This window comes from Oscillibacter sp. (assembly GCF_028693505.1).
Classification (GTDB): Bacteria; Bacillota; Clostridia; order Oscillospirales; family Oscillospiraceae; genus Oscillibacter.
This window is the reverse complement of record NZ_JAQUVF010000002.1, coordinates 76,033-94,865: the sequence shown is the minus strand read 5'-3', so window position 1 is coordinate 94,865 and position 18,833 is coordinate 76,033. Positions and strand designations below refer to the sequence as shown.

At 62.4% G+C, this 18,833-nt stretch carries 20 protein-coding genes; 1 reads left to right on the top strand and 19 read right to left on the bottom strand.

Features of this window, described 5'->3' with window-relative positions; translation table 11 throughout:
* Positions 1 to 13: 13 nt before the first annotated feature.
* Complete coding sequence (locus PHI30_RS01335; protein WP_300022850.1) at positions 14 to 1,099, bottom strand: DUF3048 domain-containing protein; 1,086 nt, start codon at positions 1,097 to 1,099, stop codon at positions 14 to 16.
* Between the two features lie 179 nt (positions 1,100 to 1,278).
* On the opposite strand from PHI30_RS01335, the gene PHI30_RS01330 reads away from it, so the two are divergent.
* Positions 1,279 to 1,824, top strand: a complete 546-nt coding sequence (locus PHI30_RS01330) for a DUF4364 family protein (RefSeq protein WP_300022848.1) — start codon at positions 1,279 to 1,281, stop codon at positions 1,822 to 1,824.
* 68 nt (positions 1,825 to 1,892) lie between these two features.
* On the opposite strand, the gene rsgA is transcribed toward PHI30_RS01330, so the two are convergent.
* From rsgA to cdaA, 18 genes are read right to left on the bottom strand one after another with little or no spacing between them, the layout of a single operon-like run.
* A complete protein-coding gene (gene rsgA / locus PHI30_RS01325; RefSeq protein WP_300022847.1) occupies positions 1,893 to 2,780 on the bottom strand; it encodes a ribosome small subunit-dependent GTPase A in 888 nt (295 codons plus the stop codon).
* A 3-nt stretch (positions 2,781 to 2,783) separates the two neighbouring features.
* Positions 2,784 to 4,763: a Stk1 family PASTA domain-containing Ser/Thr kinase gene (pknB, locus tag PHI30_RS01320; protein WP_300022845.1), complete on the bottom strand. Its 1,980-nt coding sequence runs from the start codon at positions 4,761 to 4,763 to the stop codon at positions 2,784 to 2,786.
* A gap of 12 nt (positions 4,764 to 4,775) precedes the next feature.
* The gene (locus PHI30_RS01315; protein WP_300022842.1) at positions 4,776 to 5,516 is read right to left on the bottom strand and encodes a Stp1/IreP family PP2C-type Ser/Thr phosphatase; all 741 of its coding nucleotides are present in this window, start codon (positions 5,514 to 5,516) and stop codon (positions 4,776 to 4,778) included.
* Complete coding sequence (gene rlmN / locus PHI30_RS01310; RefSeq protein WP_300022839.1) at positions 5,513 to 6,556, bottom strand: 23S rRNA (adenine(2503)-C(2))-methyltransferase RlmN; 1,044 nt, start codon at positions 6,554 to 6,556, stop codon at positions 5,513 to 5,515. Before rlmN ends, PHI30_RS01315 begins: the two co-directional genes overlap by 4 nt.
* A 10-nt stretch (positions 6,557 to 6,566) precedes the next feature.
* On the bottom strand, positions 6,567 to 7,889 hold the full coding sequence (gene rsmB / locus PHI30_RS01305) for a 16S rRNA (cytosine(967)-C(5))-methyltransferase RsmB (protein ID WP_300022835.1): 1,323 nt from the start codon (positions 7,887 to 7,889) through the stop codon (positions 6,567 to 6,569).
* Positions 7,886 to 8,623, bottom strand: coding sequence for a zinc metallopeptidase (locus tag PHI30_RS01300; protein WP_300022832.1), 738 nt, complete (start codon positions 8,621 to 8,623; stop codon positions 7,886 to 7,888). The genes rsmB and PHI30_RS01300 overlap by 4 nt, the downstream gene beginning before the upstream one ends.
* A 16-nt stretch (positions 8,624 to 8,639) precedes the next feature.
* Complete coding sequence (gene fmt, locus PHI30_RS01295) at positions 8,640 to 9,554, bottom strand: methionyl-tRNA formyltransferase (protein ID WP_300022830.1); 915 nt, start codon at positions 9,552 to 9,554, stop codon at positions 8,640 to 8,642.
* Positions 9,555 to 9,557: 3 nt separating this feature from the next.
* Positions 9,558 to 10,061 (bottom strand): peptide deformylase, encoded by a 504-nt coding sequence (def, locus tag PHI30_RS01290; RefSeq protein WP_300022828.1) that lies wholly within the window; start codon positions 10,059 to 10,061, stop codon positions 9,558 to 9,560.
* 21 nt (positions 10,062 to 10,082) lie between these two features.
* Positions 10,083 to 12,545 (bottom strand): primosomal protein N', encoded by a 2,463-nt coding sequence (priA, locus tag PHI30_RS01285; RefSeq protein ID WP_300022827.1) that lies wholly within the window; start codon positions 12,543 to 12,545, stop codon positions 10,083 to 10,085.
* 21 nt (positions 12,546 to 12,566) lie between these two features.
* Entirely contained in the window at positions 12,567 to 12,794 is a 228-nt protein-coding gene (gene rpoZ / locus PHI30_RS01280) for a DNA-directed RNA polymerase subunit omega (RefSeq protein ID WP_300022824.1), read from the bottom strand.
* A gap of 56 nt (positions 12,795 to 12,850) precedes the next feature.
* Positions 12,851 to 13,447: a guanylate kinase gene (gene gmk, locus PHI30_RS01275; protein WP_300022821.1), complete on the bottom strand. Its 597-nt coding sequence runs from the start codon at positions 13,445 to 13,447 to the stop codon at positions 12,851 to 12,853.
* The gene (locus PHI30_RS01270; RefSeq protein WP_300022818.1) at positions 13,444 to 13,704 is read right to left on the bottom strand and encodes a DUF370 domain-containing protein; all 261 of its coding nucleotides are present in this window, start codon (positions 13,702 to 13,704) and stop codon (positions 13,444 to 13,446) included. Before PHI30_RS01270 ends, gmk begins: the two co-directional genes overlap by 4 nt.
* A 3-nt stretch (positions 13,705 to 13,707) precedes the next feature.
* A complete protein-coding gene (locus PHI30_RS01265; protein WP_300022815.1) occupies positions 13,708 to 14,589 on the bottom strand; it encodes a YicC/YloC family endoribonuclease in 882 nt (293 codons plus the stop codon).
* A gap of 18 nt (positions 14,590 to 14,607) precedes the next feature.
* Positions 14,608 to 15,240 carry a J domain-containing protein gene (locus tag PHI30_RS01260; protein ID WP_300022812.1) on the bottom strand — a complete coding sequence of 211 codons (633 nt, stop codon included), beginning with the start codon at positions 15,238 to 15,240 and terminating at the stop codon, positions 14,608 to 14,610.
* Positions 15,237 to 16,139 carry a DUF5685 family protein gene (locus PHI30_RS01255; RefSeq protein WP_300022809.1) on the bottom strand — a complete coding sequence of 301 codons (903 nt, stop codon included), beginning with the start codon at positions 16,137 to 16,139 and terminating at the stop codon, positions 15,237 to 15,239. The genes PHI30_RS01260 and PHI30_RS01255 overlap by 4 nt, the downstream gene beginning before the upstream one ends.
* A 6-nt stretch (positions 16,140 to 16,145) precedes the next feature.
* Complete coding sequence (locus PHI30_RS01250; RefSeq protein WP_300022806.1) at positions 16,146 to 16,556, bottom strand: SoxR reducing system RseC family protein; 411 nt, start codon at positions 16,554 to 16,556, stop codon at positions 16,146 to 16,148.
* 15 nt (positions 16,557 to 16,571) lie between these two features.
* Positions 16,572 to 17,867, bottom strand: a complete 1,296-nt coding sequence (locus tag PHI30_RS01245; RefSeq protein WP_300022804.1) for a CdaR family protein — start codon at positions 17,865 to 17,867, stop codon at positions 16,572 to 16,574.
* Positions 17,857 to 18,741: a diadenylate cyclase CdaA gene (gene cdaA, locus PHI30_RS01240; protein ID WP_300022801.1), complete on the bottom strand. Its 885-nt coding sequence runs from the start codon at positions 18,739 to 18,741 to the stop codon at positions 17,857 to 17,859. Before cdaA ends, PHI30_RS01245 begins: the two co-directional genes overlap by 11 nt.
* Between the last annotated feature and the right edge of the window lie 92 nt (positions 18,742 to 18,833).

Below are 18,833 nucleotides of genomic sequence, written 5' to 3'. Positions count from 1 at the left end.
GGAATCCGTTTGTTTACTCGATGGTCACGGAGCCGGTTTTGGGGCTGATGATACAAACGTAGCTCTTCCCGCGCCCCAGCGTCAGGGGCGTTCCGTCCGCAAGGGTGTAGAGGAACTGGCTGCCCCGGTCGGCCTTGCTCCACCGGATGGGCACCGATTGGCCTCCGCAGAAAAACGTCCCCTCCCCGCTGCCGGTCATCCGGGCTTTCAGGCGGCCCGCGCTGTCGCCGGAGATCACGGAGATATCCGTCTCCAGCACCAGTACATTGGTCACGCCCACCTGCGCGCCGGTGTTTCCGTCCACGTACTCCTTGCCGTATTGCCCGATGAGATAGGTCCCCGACGCGGCGTCATAGTCAAAGGTTCCGGTCTTGTAGCTGGAAAATTTCACCTTCAGATGCTCCGCTGTGCTGCCGCCTGCGGGCGTGCCGTCGTCCCCGAAGCTCTGGGTGTAGGCATAGCCGTCCTTGTGCTCTGTGCGGAAATGGTCCTTGGCGAGATACTCTGTGATCTTCTCGCCGGAGGTCAGGAGGCTGTGCTCATACCCTGCGGTTTTCCGGCGCTCCGCGTCCCGCCAGAAAATTTTGGCGTCGGAGCCGCCGTTGACGCCGTCCATATTGTCCACGCCCCACGCGGGAATGTCTGCATACGCCTCCGGGCTGCCGCCGGCGTGGACCAGCAGAGCGTCGTGCCCCAGCGCAAGCTCCAGATAGTAGGCCCGGGTGGAACGGATGCTGCCAAGGATACCCACGCCGGAAAGGGACTGGAACACGCCCAGCATCCTTGTGATGCCGCCCTCGGCGGGGACCTCGTAGATGATGTCCGCCTGGGACACGCCCAGCTGGGGCTGGGCGGCTTTGAGGTTGTTGAACATGACGGCCACCGGGCGCTGGGTCTCCTCCTCCGGTTCCATGGGAAGGCCCGTCAGAGGGTTTGTGCCTGCGGGGCCCACAGGCTCTATCTCCGGCTCAGGCTGTGGCTCCTCAATAGGCTCCGCTTCCAGCACCGGCTGCGCCGGCTCTTCCTCTTTTTTTCCGCATCCGTTCAGGGTCAGCAGCATGGCTGCCGTCAGCAAGATCGCAAGTACCCGCTTTTTCATCCCCTCGCCGCCTCTCGTCAATAATTAGCTCTATGATACCAACATGGGCGGAGACCGTCAAGGAAAAATCCGGCAATTTTCGACAAGTGGACGCCGCTTTTATTTTTACACTATACAAACGGCGGTGAAATGCGGTATACTATCTCTAAGAAAACATTCCCAAAAAGGAGGTCCCCTATATGGCAGGACGCGGTTTTATCCATGACAAACTGGAAATTAAGTTTCTGATTCTCTATATTGCGGCCCGGGTCATCGAGCCGATCCCCTTCGACACGGTGCTGGATTTGACCATGTGCGACGACGCCATTGATTATTTTGATTTTTCCGAGTGTCTGAACGACCTTGTAAAAACAGAGCACCTCACCTTGTCGGAGGATGGGCTGTACGCCGTCACCGAAAAGGGCGTGCGCAACAGCCAGATCTGCGAGAGCAGCCTTCCCTACTCCGTGCGGCTGCGGTGCGACAAGAATCTTTCCATCTGGAACCGGAAGCTGCGCCGGAAGAGTCAGGTCCGCTCCATCACGGAAAAGCGGCCCAACGGGACGTATACGGTGCGCTTCAATCTGGACGACGACATGGGCAGCGTCATGGACCTGCGGCTGATGGTGGTGCGGGAGGACATGGCCAAGGTGCTCTCGGAGCGCTTCCGGAAATCGCCGGAAAAGCTGTACAGCAAAATCATGGACCTGCTGCTCTCCGACGACGAGGACGAGCCGGAGCGCTGACGCGGCGGCTCCTTTCAAACGATAAACGGCCCCCCGATGCAGTTTTCCTGCATCGGGGGGCCGTTTTCTTACTTTTTCTGCTCCTGCCAGTCCTTCAGAGGCGCCAGCTCCTCCCGGAGCCGGAGATAGCTCTCGTGGCGGCTTTTTTGGATGTCGCCCCGCTCAAGCGCTTCCAGCACGGCGCAGCCCTTTTCCCGGGTGTGGCTGCACCCCACAAAGCGGCACCGGTCCACGTAGGGCGCAAACTCCCGAAAGGTCTCCGGCAGGCGGTGCTTCAGCTCCAGACTCAGCTCCTCCGTCTCAAAGGAGGAAAAGCCCGGGGAATCCACCACCTCCGCCCCGCAGGCCAGATGATAAAGCTCCACATGGCGGGTGGTGTGCCGCCCCCGTCCCAGCGCGTCGCTGACCGCGCCCACCTGCAGGTGGAACGCCGGGTCCAGCGCGTTAAGAAGGCTGGATTTTCCAACGCCGGAGTTGCCTGTAAAGGCAGATAGCTTTCCAGTAATCAGTGGAATCAACTCCGCCATGCCCTCCCCGGTTTCCGCGCTGACGCGCAGCGTTGGAAACCCGGCGGCGCGGTAGATGCCGTAAAGATCGTCGGCGCTGTCCAGATCGCACTTGTTGAGCAGCACGATGACCTCGCAGTCCTTCAGCGCCGCGATGGACGCCACCCGGTCGATGAGGAACGGGCTGGTTTTGGGGATGGCGGCGGAGGCGATGACCACCAGCTGGTCGATGTTCGCCACCGCGGGCCGGGCAAACGCGTTGCGCCGGGGCAGAATCTTTTCCACGAACCCCTCGCCGTTTCCAAGCTCCCGGACCTCTACCCGGTCCCCCACCAGAGGGGAGACGCCCTCCTTGCGGAATTTTCCCCGGGCGCGGCAGGTCAAAAGCTCCGCGCCGGTATCCACGTAGTAAAATCCGCTGAGCGCCCTTTGAATCCGTCCTTCTATCATGGCTTATTCAAATTGCAGCGTGTGGCTTTGGCCCTGATCCAGCACGCCGTCGAAGTAGACCTTGACGTTTTTGCTGCCGGTGCCGCTGAGCGTCACCTTCACCTGCCCGTCGGAGCACCTCACCGTCTCGTCGTACTGGGGCTGCGTCTCGTCCCCCACGTATACCTGCACGTGGACTACGGACCGCTCGTCCTGAGGCAGGTCGTAAAACTCCGTCACAGAGACGTTGGAAAGGCCGGAGCTGACCTGGAATTTGATGGTGTCGCCCTCCTTGGCCATGGCGTTGACGGCCAGAGACTGCCAGATGATCTCGCCGCCGGGCTTGTCGCTGTATACCAATTCAATATCGCTGGAGGTGCACACCAGCTTGAGCGTGTCCAGCTGCTTGAGCACGTTGTCGATGTTCAGTCCCACGAACTGCGGCACCGGAAGCTCCTTGACCTCGGTGCCCTTGCTGACGGTAAGGCGGATGGTGTCGCCCTTTTTCAGCGCCGCTCCGGCGGCTGGCTCCGAGGAGATAATAAAGGTGGCGGTCACCTTGTCGTTATACACATAGGCGTCCTCACCGGGTTCCTCCACCGTCAGGTTGTACTGCTCGATGAGGGCTTTGAGCCGCGCCTTGGCCTGGGGCACCGTCATGTTGGTCACGTCGATCATCTCGCCCACATCCTCGCCGGCGCTGACCCAGACCTCGATCACGGTGTTTTCACCCTTGCGGTATTCTCCGGCGGCTGGCTCCTGTTTGGCGATGTCGCCTTCTTCCACCTCGTCGCTAAAGACCGTGCCCATTTCCCTGATCTCAAAGATGTCGGAGACCTCCGGCATGGCAGTTGCCTCCGCCACGGTCTTGTTCAGCACCTCCGGCACCACATACTGGTCCTGCGCGGGAGCGCCGAAGGAGCTGAAAATGGCCTTGAACAGCACCACGATCAGCAAAATTGCCGCCACCACGACCCCGGTGATCACCAGCGTCTTATTTTTCCGGCCCGCCGGGGCGGGTTCGTCCTCTTCATAGTCGTTCCGGCGGTCCCGGACGGGAGCGCGATTGGCGCTTTGGGCGGCGTGACCGGCGTGGATAGTCCCGGTGCGCAGCAGCTGGGTCGGCTCGTCCGCCTCCTCCGGCCGCAGATCGGACATCTCAAAGTCCAGGTCCACGCCGGGATTTTTGCGGAACGCCTCCAGATCGGCGATCATGGCCTCGGCGGACGGATACCGCCGGTCCAGATCGGGGGCCATGGCCTTCATGCAGATCAGCTCCAGCTGCTCGGGAATCTCGGGATTGATCTCCCGAGGGGCCAGCGGGATAGAGCTTAAGTGCTGGATGGCCACGGACACGGCGGAGTCCCCCTCGAAGGGCAGCCGCCCGGAGAGCATCTCGTAGAGCACCACGCCGGCGGAGTAGATATCGCTGCGGGCGTCGGTGCGGTCGCCCCGGGCCTGCTCCGGCGAGATGTAGTGGACGGAGCCAAGGGCCTCCTGCGTCAGGGTCTGGGCGGAATTTTCCAGACACGCGATGCCAAAGTCGGCCACTTTCACGCTGCCGTCCCGTAAAACCATGATGTTTTGCGGCTTGATGTCCCGGTGGATGATGCCCCGGCTGTGGGCGTGGGAAAGGCCGCGCATGATCTGCGTCATGAAATGCAGGGATTCCCGCCAGTTCAGCTGGCCCCGCTTTTCCATGTACTGCTTGAGCGTGATGCCGTCGATCAGCTCCATGACGATATACTCGGTGTCGCCCCCCCGGGAGACGTCGTACACCGAGACGATGTTGGGGTGGGACAGCTGCGCCACCGCCTGAGACTCCGCGTTGAAGCGGCGGCGGAAATCCTCGTCCTGCGCCAGGTCTGCCTTTAAGATCTTCACCGCCACCAGACGGTTGAGACGATGGCACTTCGCCTTGTAGACCACCGCCATGCCGCCGGTGCCGATGCGCTCCAGAATCTCATAGCGGTTATCCAGCATTTTTCCAATGAACTGGTCCATACGTCTCCTCCTTTACAGTTTCTTCATCAGGACGGCCGTCACATTGTCCGGCGCGCCCCGACCCTTGGAAATGGCCAGCAGACGGTCAAGACAGGTGTCCGGTGCGTCCCCGTGGATGACCTCGAAGAGCATCTCCTGATCGGTCACCGTGTCAATGAGCCCGTCGGTGCAAAGCAGCAGATAGTCCCCCGGCAAAAGCTTGCAGATGTACCCGTCGCTTTGGACGACGGCGTCCGGGCCCAGCGCCCGGGTGATGAGATTGCGGTTGGGATGGCGGCGGGCCTCCTCGGCGGTGATGTCGCCCCGGTCCACCATGCTCTCCACCAGAGAGTGGTCCTTGGTGATGCGGGTGATCCCCGCCTCCGTGATGTGGTAAGCCCGGCTGTCCCCCACGTTGAGTACCGCCGCGCCGTCGGGATAGGTGACGGCGGAGACCAGCGTGGTGCCCATGCTGGCGTATTCCGGCGACTGGCTGGCCGCCTCCCGGATGGCTTTGTTGGCAAGCGCCGCCGCGTAGGAGGAGACCTCCCGCAGCTGCTGGGGACTCATCTCCGGCGTCAGCGCCTGCTCCACCTCCTGTAAAAAGGTGTCCACCGCGATGCGGCTGGCCATCTGCCCGCCTGCGGGACCGCCCATGCCGTCGCACACCACCGAGATGGTGTGGCCGGAGGCCGTGTGCTCCCAGACGGCGTAAGCGTCCTGATTTTCTTTTCGGCAAAGACCGACGTCGGTCATGCCCCATACCTGAATCATTGGGAATCCTCCCCTTTCTGTGCCTCTTCCATGGCTTTGCGGCGAAGCTGTCCGCAGGAGGCGTCAATGTCGCCGCCGAGACTTCTGCGGACGGTGGCGGTGACGCCGTGGCTCTCCAGCCGCTTTTGGAATGCGGAAATGCGATGGGAGGGCTTGAAGGGGCTCTCCACCACGTCGTTGAGCGGAATCAGATTCACGTGCCCCGGCATACCTTTGATCTTTTTCGCGATCAGATCGGCTTTTTCGTCGGTATCGTTGACGCCGTCGATCATGGCGTATTCAAAGGAGATGCGCCGGCCCGTTTTTTGAAAATAGTCGTGACAGGCGGCAAACAGCGCGTCCACATCGTAGGCCCGGTTCACCGGCATAATGCGGGAGCGGGTGGCGTTGTCCGGCGCGTGGAGGGAAACGGACAGCGTCAGCTGCAAGCCCAGCTCCCCAAGGCGCGCGATGCCGGGAAGCACGCCGCAGGTGGAAAGGGAGATGTGCCGCATCCCGATGTTCATGCCGTCGGGGTGGTTCACCAGCTCCAGAAATTTTAAGACATTGTCCAGATTGTCCATCGGCTCTCCAATGCCCATGAGCACGATGTTGGAAACCTCCGCCCCGGCGTCCTGCTGGGTGAAGAGCACCTGATCCAGCATCTCAGCAGGTGTTAAGTCTCTCACCTTGCCAGCCACTGTGGACGCACAAAAAGCGCAGCCCATGCGGCAGCCCACCTGAGAGGAAATGCACACGGTGTTGCCGTGGTGATAGCGCATGAGGACGGATTCGATGCAGTTTCCGTCCGCTAGCTCCCAGAGGTATTTGATGGTGCCGTCCTGCCCGGAGACCTGCTTTCGCGCCACGGTGGGCGGCGTCAGGAGACATGTTTCCTTCAGCTTTTCCCGCAGGGATTTGGAGAGATTGGACATCTCGTCAAAGCTGCGCACTCCCTTGTGGAGCCAGGTGAACACCTGTTTTCCGCGAAAGGCAGGCTCCCCAAAGCTGCGCAGCAGCTCCGTGATCTCCTCTATGGACATGGATTTCAAATCGATCATAAGGGTCCTCTCATGCTTGCCGCTGCATGCGGCAGATGTAAAAGCCGTCGGTTCCGTGACGCTGGGGCCACAGCGTCACCTGTCCCTCCGTCTCCCCCATAGGGAGCGCAAAGGGCGTCTTTTCAAATTCCGGGTGGGTCGCGAGGAAGGCGTCCGTCACCTGTTCGTTCTCCTCCGGCAAAACCGTGCAGGTGGAATACACCAGCACGCCGCCGGGCCGCACGTAGGTGGCGGCGTTTTCCAAAATCGCCGTCTGCACCACCGGCAGCGAGAGCAGACTGTCCGGCTTTTTATAGCGGGTGTCCGGTTTTTTCCGGATAATCCCAAGGCCCGAGCAGGGCGCGTCCACCAAAACGGTGTCAAACGCCCCCACCCACTCCCCGTGAGCGCAGCCCCCGTCCGCCGCAGCGGTTTGGATGCAGGTAATGCCCAGCCGCGCCGCGCCGTCCCGAATACGCTTGAGCTTATTTTCGTGGAGGTCGCAGGCGAGAATCTCCCCCCGGTCCTCCATGGCAAAGGCGGCGGAGAAGGACTTGCCGCCGGGGGCGGCGCAAACGTCCAGCATCCGCCCGCCCGGCTGTACGCCGGCGATCTGGGCCACCAGCGCCGCGGCGCCGTCCTGCACCAGAAATTCCCCTTCCCGGAAGGCGGGCAGCGCCGTCAGATCGCCCACGCCGGAAAGCTCCAGACAGCCGGGCACCCCGGGGTGGGCCGAAACCGTGACGCCCTCCCGCTCCAGCCGCGCCGTCAGGGCCTCCGCCGTGGTTTTCAGGGGATTGACCTGCACCGTCAGTGGGACCACAGCGTTGTCAGCCGCGAGAAACGCCTCCGTCTCCTCCCTGCCAAGGATACCCAAAAGGCGCTTCACCAGCCATCTGGGGTGGCTGTACCGAATGGAGAGATACCGCTCGGCCTCCCCCTCCGGCAGAGGAGGCAACGCGTCTTTGTTCTGAGAAATCTTACGGAGCACAGCGTTGACAAGGCCAGAGGCTTGCCCCCGCTTAAAGGCCTTTGCCAGCTCCACGGACTCGTTCACCGCAGCACTGTCCGGCACCTTGTCCAAAAACAGAATCTGGTAGGCCCCCATTTGCAGGATGTCCTCCAGCGGCTGCTGCAAGTGATCCGGCTTCTGGGAGCAGTACGCGCGAATCACAAAATCCAGCAGCAGCCGGTTTTGCATCACGCCGTAAACGATGCGGCTGCAAAGGGCGGCGTCCACCCCGCTCAGGCCGTCCCGCCCGAGCTGCGCCTTCAGGGCGGCGTCCGCCCACGCGCCGTTGGTCCGGCAGCTCATCAGCACCCGCAGTGCGGTCGTTCTCGCCGGATTGCTCATTCCCGGCCACCTCCCCGGCGGCCGTTCCGGCCCACAAAGATCAGCACGAAGCGCAACAGCTGCAACGCGGACATCAAAAGCGCCGCCACATAGGTCATGGCCGCCGCCCGCAGCACCTTTTTCGCGCCATAGGCCTCTTCGTCAGAGAGTAGCTGCTGGCCCTCAATGGTCTCAATGGCCCGGGCAGAGGCGTTGAATTCCACCGGCAGCGTCACCAGCTGAAAAACGGTGGTGATGGAAAAGAGCACGATGCCCACCAAAAACAGCGTCTGGCTGTACAGCAGCATCCCGATCAGCAGCAGGATGAAAGAGAATTTAGACCCGATCTGGGTGGCGGGAATGATGGCGCTGCGCAGCCGGACGGGGCCGTACCCCACGGCGTACTGCACGGCGTGGCCCGCCTCGTGGGCCGCCACGCCCACTGCGGCGATGGTGGGAGCGCTGTACACGTCCTCAGAAAGATAGATGGCGTTGTCCCGGGGATCGTAGTGGTCCGTCAGGCTGCCATGGCAGGGGCGGATGGCCACGTCAAAAACGCCGTGGGCGCGCAGCACCGCTTCCGCCGTCTGCGCGCCGGTCAGCCCTCTGCGGTTGCGCACCTGTCCGTAGCGCCGGAAATTGCCGCTGACTTGAAACTGCGCCCACAAAGAGAGCGCCAGCACCGGAATCAGCAGCAGCACATAGAGGTTGTTGGCCAGAAAATTACCGTACCCGTAATAGGAACCATAAGGCATATGCGTTTCCCTCGATTCAAACTTGGATGGGATGCCCCAGCAAATAGGCCGCCGCGCTCATGCGCTTGCCGCCCTCTGCCTGAAGCTCCGTGATCAATAAACTTTTCCCGTCGCCGCAGGAGACCTCGATGCCCTGCTTTCCGGCGGCGAGAATCGTGCCGGGGGCCTTGTCGGTCCTGCCGCCGGGGGTCGTGCGGTAAATTTTGCACCGCTGCCCCGCGATTTCCGCTGTGGCGCAGGGCCACGGGATCAGCCCCCGGACCTGACAGTCGATCGCCCTAGCGCTTCTCGTCCAGTCGATGGGAGACATCTCCCGGGAGAGCATGGAGGCGTAAGTCTGCGCACCGGAGGGCTGTGGCGTCCGGGAAGCCGTGCCGCTCAAAAGCGCCGCCACCGTCTCGGAAAGGGCCTGGGCCCCCAGCTCCGCAAGGCGGGCCGTCAGGGCCTGGGCATCCTCCTCCGCCCCGATGGGGGTGGTCTTTTGCAAAATCACGTCCCCCGCGTCCAGCTCGTTTGCCATATACATGATGGAAACGCCGGTCTCCCGCTCGCCTTCCAAAATGGCCCAGTTGATGGGGGCCGCGCCCCGGTACTTGGGCAGCAGGGACGAGTGGACGTTGATGGAGCCAAGGGGCGGGGCGTTTAAAATGTCCTCCGGCAAAATCCGCCCGTAGGCCGCCACCACGATCAGCTCCGGTGAAAGCGCCGTCACAAGGTCCATGGCCTCCCCGTCCCGCAGCTTGAGGGGCTGGTAAACGGGGATGCTTTCTGTTAAGGCATATTCCTTCACAGGCGAGAAGGCAAGCTTGTGCCCGCGATTTTTGGGCTTGTCCGGCTGGGTGAATACCCCGCAGATCTCGTTTCCGTCCTCCACCAGACGCCGCAGGGACGCCACAGCAAATTCCGGCGTTCCCATAAACAGGATGCGCATGGCTTATTCCCCTTCCTCTTCTTCCTGCTCCAGATAGCTTTGCAGCTCCTCTTCGGAGAGGAAGTGGTCGATGCGCTCGCTGTAAAGGTGCCCGTCCAGATGCTCCAGCTCGTGGCAGAAGCACCGGGCCGTCAGGTCCTCGCCCTCGGCCTCAAACCAGTTGCCGTCCCGGTCCTGTGCCCGGACCCGCACCCGGTCTGGCCGGGTGACGATGCCCCATTTGCCGGGCAGGCTGAGGCAGCCCTCAAGGCCGGTCTGCTCGCCGCTTTGCGCCACGAGCTCCGGGTTCACCAGCTCCAGATACTCCCCGGTGTCCGCGTCCATCACGATACACACCCGGCGCAAAATGCCCACCTGCGGCGCGGCAAGCCCCGCCCCGTTGGCCTCCGTCAACGTCTCCGTCATGTCGTCCAGCAGCTGGTGGAGCCGGGCGTTGAACGCCGTCACCGGGCGGCAGACCATGGTCAGGCACGCGTCGCCCTGCTCGATAATTTTCCGTAATGCCATTTTAAAACCTCCTTGACTGCCTCACTCCATGGTGTTGCAGTCCACAAAAAGATTCAATCCGCGATTGGCGCGGTCACTTGTAAACGTTTTTAAAAGTCCGCTGATGGCCCCGCGGGTAGACTTGTCGTTCCTTCCCACCAGCAGCACCCGGTAGCGAAAGCGGTTATTCACCTTCAAAACCGGCGCGGGGGCGGGACCCAGCACCTCCGGCGCGGTGTCGGATGGCACCGGCGATGCAAACAGACGCCGCAGCGTCTCCCGCACCGCCGCCGCGCTGCGCAGCACGCTCCCCTCCTCCGTCCCGGAGACGGTGAAGGTGAAAAGGTCGGCAAAAGGCGGATAGCGGCGCAAGCGGCGGATGCGGATTTCATTTTCGTAAAACCCGTCGTAATCCTGCCGCGCGGCGCATTGGATCACGTCGTTTTCCGGCGTGTAGGTCTGGATGACGGCCCGGCCCTGCTTGCCGCCCCGGCCCGCCCGACCAACCACCTGCGTGAGTAGGCTGAAGGTCCGCTCGGCGGCGCGGTAGTGGTCCACGTACAAGGAGAGGTCGGCGGAGAGGACCCCCACCAGCGTCACATTTTCAAAATCCAGACCCTTGGCCACCATCTGGGTGCCAAGGAGAATGGGAATGCGCTCTTTTTCAAATTGGGAGAGCAGCTTTTCGTGGTTGCCGGCGGCGGTGTCCGCGTCCATACGCAAGATCCCCGCCCCGCCAAGCGTCTCACGCAGCTCCTCTTCCACTTTCTGGGTTCCCGCGCCGATGTGCTTCATGATGCCGCCGCACACCGGGCAGGTCTCATTGGCGCGCTGGGAGTGACCGCAGTAGTGGCACATCAGCCGCCCGTTGGCGGAGTGGTATGTCAAGGGGGCGCTGCATCGGGGGCATTCGGGCACGTGCCCGCACTCGACGCAAAGCAGCATGCGGCTGCTGCCCCGGCGATTCAAAAACAGGATGCTCTGCTCGCCACGACGAAGGTTTTCCTCCAGCTCCCGGCGGAGAAGTCCGCCGATCAGGCCGGGATTACCCTCTCGCAGCTCCTGCCGCAGATCCGCGATGAGGACCTTTGGCAGCGCCTGTTCGTTGTAGCGCCGCCGCAGCGCCACCTCGTGGTAAAGCCCCTGCTCTGCCGCCCAGGCGCTCTCCACCGCAGGGGTGGCGGAGCCGAGGACCAAGGTGGCTTTGTCCCGGGCGCAGAGGTATTTTGCGATGTCCCGGGTGTGGTAGCGGGGCGGGTTTTCCGACTGGTAGCTGCTCTCCTGCTCCTCGTCCAGAATCACCAGACCCAGATTGGAAAGCGGCGCGAAGATGGCGGAGCGCGTGCCCAGCACCACCCGCACCTCGCCCCGGCGAATCCGTTTCCACTGATCGTAGCGCTCCGTCAGGCGCAGGGCGCTGTGGAGCATGGCCACCTGATCGCCGAAGTAAGAGGAAAACCGCCGCATCATCTGCGGCGTCAGCACGATTTCCGGCACCAGCACCATGGCCTGCTTCCCCTCACTCAGTATTTCCTGAACGAGGCGAAGATAGACCTCCGTCTTGCCGCTGCCGGTAACGCCCCGCAGCAGCACAGCCTCCGCCGTGGGGCGCTGCGTCAGCGCAAGGATTGCCGCAAAGGCGGCTTGTTGCTCCTCATTGAGGACGATGGGCGCGCCCCGCTCCCCCGGCGTAATCGGCGGGACCCGCAGCTCCTCCTCCTCGGAAAAGGAGAGGATGCCCTGCTTTTCCAGCCCCCGCAGCGTCTGCATGGAAGCGCCGGTAAAGTAACAGATGTCCGCCGCCGAGGCCTTTCCGGTGGACGAGAGCAGACGCACCACCTCATAGCGCATGGGCGCGGAGCGGCGTTTTGGCTCCGTCAATGCCAGCGCCTCTTCCGCGCTGAGGGAAAGCTCCGCCATGCGGCGCATCTTGTCCCCGGTCTTGCGCTTGGCCTGGGTTTCGCACACCACCGCTCCGGCCTTTTGCATGGCTCTGAGGACCGTCGAAACCTCCTCGCCGCAAGCAAGGCGCAAAGCGTCCAGATCGGCGCTGCCGGCAGCAACCAGCGCGTCCAGCGCGCCGTCCGTGCCCCGGATGCCGGCGCAAAGCGCCGCCGCTCCGGCGCGGTCTAGTCCCTCCGCGATGCGCCACACCTCCCGCAGGCGGTACCACAGTCCCGCAGGCAGAATGGTCTTGACCGCCTCGAACAGGGTGCAAAAGTACCGCTGGCGCATCCAGAGGGCCAGCGCGATGCCGTTTGCGTCCAGCACGGCTTCCCGGTCCAGCACGGCGGAAACCGCCTTGAGTCCCGGCTGCTTCTCCCCCTCGCCCACGGCGAGAAGGACGCCCTCCGACTCCCGGTTTCCCCGGCCGAAGGGCACCCGCAAGCGCACGCCGGGGACCGCGTCCTCCCGCAGCGCGGGCGGTATCAGATAGTCGTAAGGCTTATCAATGGAATAGGGCGCGGCGCTGACCGCGACTTTTCCAATCCATGCGGTCTCCATGCCTCGCCCCTCCCTGCCTGCTTACAGATTGTCCTGCGGTTCCTCGATGGTCAGATCCATCGCGCTGGCGTCCAGCTTGCCGCCGGCCACCTCATAGATCGCCATGGTCACGGGCTTTTCATCCAGATGCTCGCCCTCCGCCTCGGCGGCCTCGGCGATCTGGCGGGCCCGGCGGGCCACCACGTTCACCAGCATATAGCGGTTGGGAATAAATCCGGTCAGTTTGTTCATTGCAGGATAAAGCATCATAATGGTATCTTCCTATCTGCCGTTTCCGGCTTAAAATTGAGTGGGAGCGGCGGCGCTTACCGGCCGTTGATGATCTCCATGCGCTCCTTGGGCTTGCAGTGCTCCGCGGTCATGATGGCGTTAAGCTCCATCACGGCGTTGTCCACGGTGTCGTTGATGACGAAGTAGTCGTAGGTATGGGCGGTCTGGAACTCCACCTTGGCCCGCAGCAGCCGCTTTTGGATCTTGTCCTGCGAGTCGGTGCCCCGCTCAGTGAGCCGCCGCTCCAGCTCCGACCAGCTGGGGGGCGCGATGAAGATGCGCACCACATCCGGTCGTTTGCTGGTGACTTGAATGGCGCCTTGGATCTCAATGTCCAAAATCACGTCCTTGCCCTGATTAATGGCAAGGTCCACATATTTTTTCGGGGTGCCGTAGAAATTGCCTACGTACTCGGCGTACTCCAAAAACTCATCGTCTACGATGTGGGCGCGGAAGGTGTCCACGTCCAGAAAGTGGTAGTGCACGCCGTCCTCTTCTCCGGGGCGGGGGTCCCGCGTGGTGGCCGACACGGAAAAATACACATTGCCGCGCTGACGAAGCAGCGCATCTAGCACGGTGCTCTTTCCGACGCCGGAGGGGCCGGAGATAATGAAGGTCTTTCCTTTTCTCATGACTGTTCTGACTCCTCTGTTTGTTCCCGCGGCGTCCGCAGGCCGAATTTTTCCGGCGGCAGCGCCGACAAAATGACATGGTCGCTGTCCATGATAAAGACGGACGCGCTCTTGCGGCCGTAAGTGGCGTCGATCAGCATGCCCCGCTCCCGGGTCTCCTGCACCATGCGCTTGATGGGGGCGGAATCCGGAGAAACGATGGCCACGAGACGCTCCTCATTGACCAGATTGCCAAAGCCGATGTTGATGAGCTTCATCGCTTACTCCACATTCTGGACCTGCTCGCGCATCTTCTCCACCTCGGCCTTCAGCCCCACGACCACCTGCGCGATGGCCACGTCGCTGCACTTGGAGCCGACGGTGTTGGATTCCCGGTTGACCTCCTGAATCAGGAAATCCATCTTCCGGCCCATGGGCTCGTCGGAGGAGAGCATGGTCCGCAGCTGGCTTACATGGCTGCGCAGGCGCACGGTCTCCTCGTCCACCGCCACCTTGTCGGCGTAGATGGCGGCCTCCGTCAAAATCCGCTGGGGATCGATGGTGGCGCTTTGCAGCACCTCCTGCATCCGGGCGGTGAGCTTTTCCCGGTACTCCGCCACCGTCTCGGGAGAGCGCTTTTCCACCTGGGCGGTGTAGTCCTCGATGGCGGCAAGGCGGTTTTCAATGTCCTCCGCCAGCTTCTCGCCCTCCACAGAGCGCATAGCATTGTACGCCGCGAGCGCCTGCGTCAGTACCGCGCACAAATCGGCGCTGACGCTTTCCAGATCCTCGTCCGCCTTGGTGACGGTGAGCACGTCCGGAAAGCGGGAGAGCGTCTCCGGCGTTGCCCGGTAGGAAGCCTGTCCGCACACCTGCGCAAGCTCAGAGAGCGCGGCGGCGTACTGGGCCGCCAAGGCCCCGTTGACCCGCACCTGCTCCACATCGGCGGCGGTGGCGTCCACGGTGATGTAAACGTCCACCTTTCCCCGGGAGATGGCCTGCTGGACGCATTGCTTCACCGCGTCCTCCGCAAAGGTGTACATCCGGGGCATCTTCACGACGCAGTCCAGATACCGGTTGTTGACGGAGCGGACCTCCACCGTGATGTCCCGCTTATGCAGCGTCTGCCGCGCCCGGCCATAGCCGGTCATACTCTTGATCATGTTCTTCCTCCCTATTTCTCAGCAAAAGAAGCAATACCCGCCGTTGCACAGCGAATAGAGGCAACACATGGTAAGGCACGGGTTGCCGCCGCAGACCTCCGTGCCGAAGGGGCTTTCCCCCGGACGGTAGGCCGTCTGCGTGCCCCGCTCCATGAACTCCAGCGCCTGACGGTACTCCGCGCTGCTCGGCTCCATCTGGCAGGCGGTTTGGTAATACCGCTTCGCCTCGTCCATCCAGCCCCGGCGATAGCACACCGCGCCCCGGAGAAAATTCCACTCGGCGCTGTGGTCGCTATAATTGGCCAGCAGCGCCTCGGCCCGGCTGAGGTCGCCGGTATTGATGGCAAGGCGCACCTGCTGGAGTACGGAGGAGGACGACTGGCGTCCGTAGGACTGGTAGGCCCCGCCGCCGGGATATCCGCCGTAGCCGCCCCCAGCGCCGCCGGTGCGATTTCCGCCGCCGCTGCGGGACTTGGTGACTTCCTCGTAGGCGGCGTTGATCTCTTTCATTTTTTCCTGGGCCAGATCGGCCAGGGGGTTATCGTGGTAGTTGTCGGGGTGGTACTTTCTGGCCAGCTCCCGGTAAGCCCGTTTGATTTCTTCGTCTGTTGCGGTCTCGGGTACGCCCAGGACCTGATAGGGATCATTCATGCGGTCTCCTCACCATTCTTGCATTTCTTTCTCTGTTTCACGGACGGGAGCGTGTGGAACGTCCCGTCTAAAACCGCCTTTCCAACATGGAAGAGTCCGGTGTAGAAAGTCTCTTGCAGGATCGGCGTCCAGACGCCGAAATCCCATAGCTCAAACGCCGTCGCCATCATGTGGACGGAGTGGTCCAGCGTGGCGGCGAATTCCCCCCGGCTCTCCGCCGTCCAGTGGCCGTCCGTCAGGCCAAAGCGCAGGGCAACGGGATTGTAGTTTCCCGAGGCGGCGTCCTTTTTCAAATCGTCCGCCGCGTCAACGAGATACACCCACCGCCCCAGATGGTAGAGCACCTGCTCCACCACGCGGCGGCGGATAGGGTCGTCCACTTCTCCGGCAGCACCGCCCAGCAGCGTCGCAAAGGCGTCCGCCGCCCGGTCCATGGAGGGGCAGCGCTGGTCCTCCAGCTCCGCCAGCAGCCGCAGCTGACGCCGCGTGCTCTCGTCGAAGGCGGGACGCGCCGCCGCCGCCTTGCGGTAAGCCTTGGAAAGCATTGCGCAGCCGCCGCGATATTTGAGACCCCGGAGCGCTCCGTGGTCCGCCACGCCGTCTTGCAGCTGCCAATAGGCCAGAATCACGCTCTCATCCGCCGCCAGGGCAAGGGCCTCGTCCGTTTCCAGATACGACCGCTGCCGCAGGGGGCTTGCGGGGCACCTCCCGCTGCGCTCACGCGCCTCCCCCTTGGTGAGGAGGATGGCGAGGTAGGTGAAATCGTAATTGAGGATATAGCGGGCAGGTGCGCCGTACCGCAGCGCCAGCGTGTGGCAAAGGCCGCAGTACATGCGGCGGAACCGCTCCGTCTCCTCCTGAGGAAGGATGCCCACCGGAGGCCGTACATAACCAAACATGGGCGCTTAGAACAGACGCCTGATGGTAAAGGACAGCCCGCCCCGCGCGCGCAGCCTGCGGTCGTAAGCGATGGCCGCCGCGATCCCGGCGGCAAAGCCGAGGATGGCCACGAAATACTGCATGCCCACGCTGTCGCTCAGAAACGCGGTGAGCAGGTATCCCAGAAGGAAGAGCACCACCGGCGTGAGATAGACCAGCGCCACAATGCGCAGCATCTTTTTTGTGTCGCTCTCCACCACCACTTTTTGGCCGGGTCTTGCGTCGATGGGGTTTGATGCCTTGGCGTGGACGCTGGCGCCGGAGACGCCGCAGCCGGCGCACTCCTCGCAGTCGTGTCCGCAGGCGGATTTGCGGGGAACGGAAATCTCCGCGTAATTGGAATCGATGATACGTTCAACCGTTGCAATTTGGGTCATAGTTGTTCTCCTAAATTATTCAGCCGGTTCGGCTTCCTGTTCCGTCTCCGGTTCCCGGATGGTGACCTGCACCTGATAGCTGCCGGAAACACCGATGTCCTTGCCGGAGGTGGTTTCGATGACGGCGGGCACCGTGTAGGTGCCAAGTGCTGCGCCGTAATCGCCCAGATCCGCCGTCACAGTCAGATCCTCGCCGGTGATGGCGGCCACATCCGCGCCAATGCCGAAGATCTCCACGGTCATCTCCTGGGTCAGGATGTCCACGGCCCGCCCTTCGGGCAGGCTGCGGTACTGGAAGCGGTCGGTGGTCACCGAGGCGGAGGCCATGTCCTTGAAGGCGATTTGCAGTGTGGCCCGGGTCACGCCGCTGAGGTTCTGGCACCCCTCCGGCACGGTGATGGGATAGGTGTGGGTATTGGCGCCGGAGCGCAGCGTCAGCAGGTCAAACCGGTCCAGCGTGATGCTCTCCACATCCTTGAGCTTGGAGGCGTCGCCGGAGACGGTGATGGTGGCGGGCTGGATTTCGTAGGAAACATTCCCCATCCGGGCGCCGGGAGCATCGACAAAGTTCATTTTCAGGCGCAGCTCCTTGGTGACGAACACCGGGAGGGTGGCCTGCACGGTTTCCGTTTCGGGATGGATGCCGACGCTATCGAGCGCCTGATCGTTCTTGTCATAGAATTGCAGCGCCAGCGTCTGGGAAACGGTCTCCTCCGCGTTCTGCCCGATGTCGAAGGTCACCTTAGCGTAGCTGACGGGGTCGATGTCCGCCGCCTGCCCCTGAATCTCCAGCGCGTTGTGGGAGAGCTGGACCTGTCCGGCGGAGAAGCCCTCCGCCACATTGCCCGTCAGCTCGCAGCGGACCTCCACGGTCCGGCTGTACAGCTCGCTGATGTTTACGGCGGCGGAATAGATGCTGGCGTCCTTGACCTTAATGGTGTCGCTGGAAAAGCGGCGGTCGGTGTAGGCAATCTTATAGCCGATGTTCTGTTCGCCCGCGCTTTCCGCGTTGTTCAGGTCCACCGTCACGCGGATATCGTCCCGGTCCAGACAGGAGACCAGCCAGCGGGTGCCCTCCATCGTGAGGTCGATGGTGCGGTCCGTCCCGTCCTCCACCAGCATGAGGCCACGGTCCGTGAGGCTGCTTTCGTTGATATACTCGATGGGGATGTCCGCAATGACCCGGGGGCGGGTCCTTGGCCCGTTGCTGGGACCGGTGATCTGGTCCACGAAAAACCAGATGGCGGCGGCCACCAGAATGGAAAGAACGATATAAAGCGCCTTTCTGCGGCTGATTCTCTCACTGTTCATCGTCCGCACCCCCGTTCTTTTTGGTGCGCAGCAGACTTGTCAGCTGGAACTTCTGCTTGTCCGCCCCGGGCTCCTCCTGCGGGAGCAGCTCGTTCCGCAGGAGGTTTTCCAGTGTTTCCGGCTTCAGGTGGCGCTTGAGCATGCCGCCGATGGCCACGGAGATGGACCCGGTCTCCTCGGAGACGATGACCACCACCGCGTCGGAGTTTTCGCTCATGCCGATGCCCGCCCGGTGCCGCATACCAAGGTCCCGGGAGAGGTTGACGTTTTTGCTCAGCGGCAGCATGCAGCCCGCGCCCAGCACCCGCCCGCCGCGGATGATGACCGCGCCGTCGTGCATGGGGGCCTTCACGAAGAAGATGTTTTTCAAAAGCTCGCTGGAAACGGCGGCGTCCAGCACCGTCCCGCTGCGGACCATGTCGTCCAGCAGCATTTCCCGTTCAAACACGATCAGGGCGCCGGTGCGGCTCTGAGACATCTCCGTGCAGGCCAGCACCGTTTGACCGATGGTCTGTTCCAGCGTGTTTCCGGATTCCGTGTGGGTGAAAAAGGCGATAAAACGGCGGCTGCCCATCTGCTCCAAAACCCGCCGAATCTCCGGCTGGAAGAGGATGATCAGCGCCAGAACGCCCCATTCCACCATCTTGCTCATGATATAGTTGATCCCGTTCAGGTGGAGCAGGTAGGAAACCACCAGCGCGGCGAGAAAGACGAAGAGTCCCTTGAGCAGGCTGGCGGCCTTTGTGCTTTGCACCAGTATGAGCACCTTGTACATCACAAAGGCCATGATCGCGATATCCAATACGTCCGTAACCTGAATTGTGAGCAGGTAGCGGCCGATGACGGCGGGCAGCTCCATAAAGTTCTGTTCCATTGAGACGTCATCATCCTCCTCAGGCCATGAATATATTGATTATATAAAAAATACTGGTAGATTGCAAGGTAAACCGGGGGAAAATTCACGGA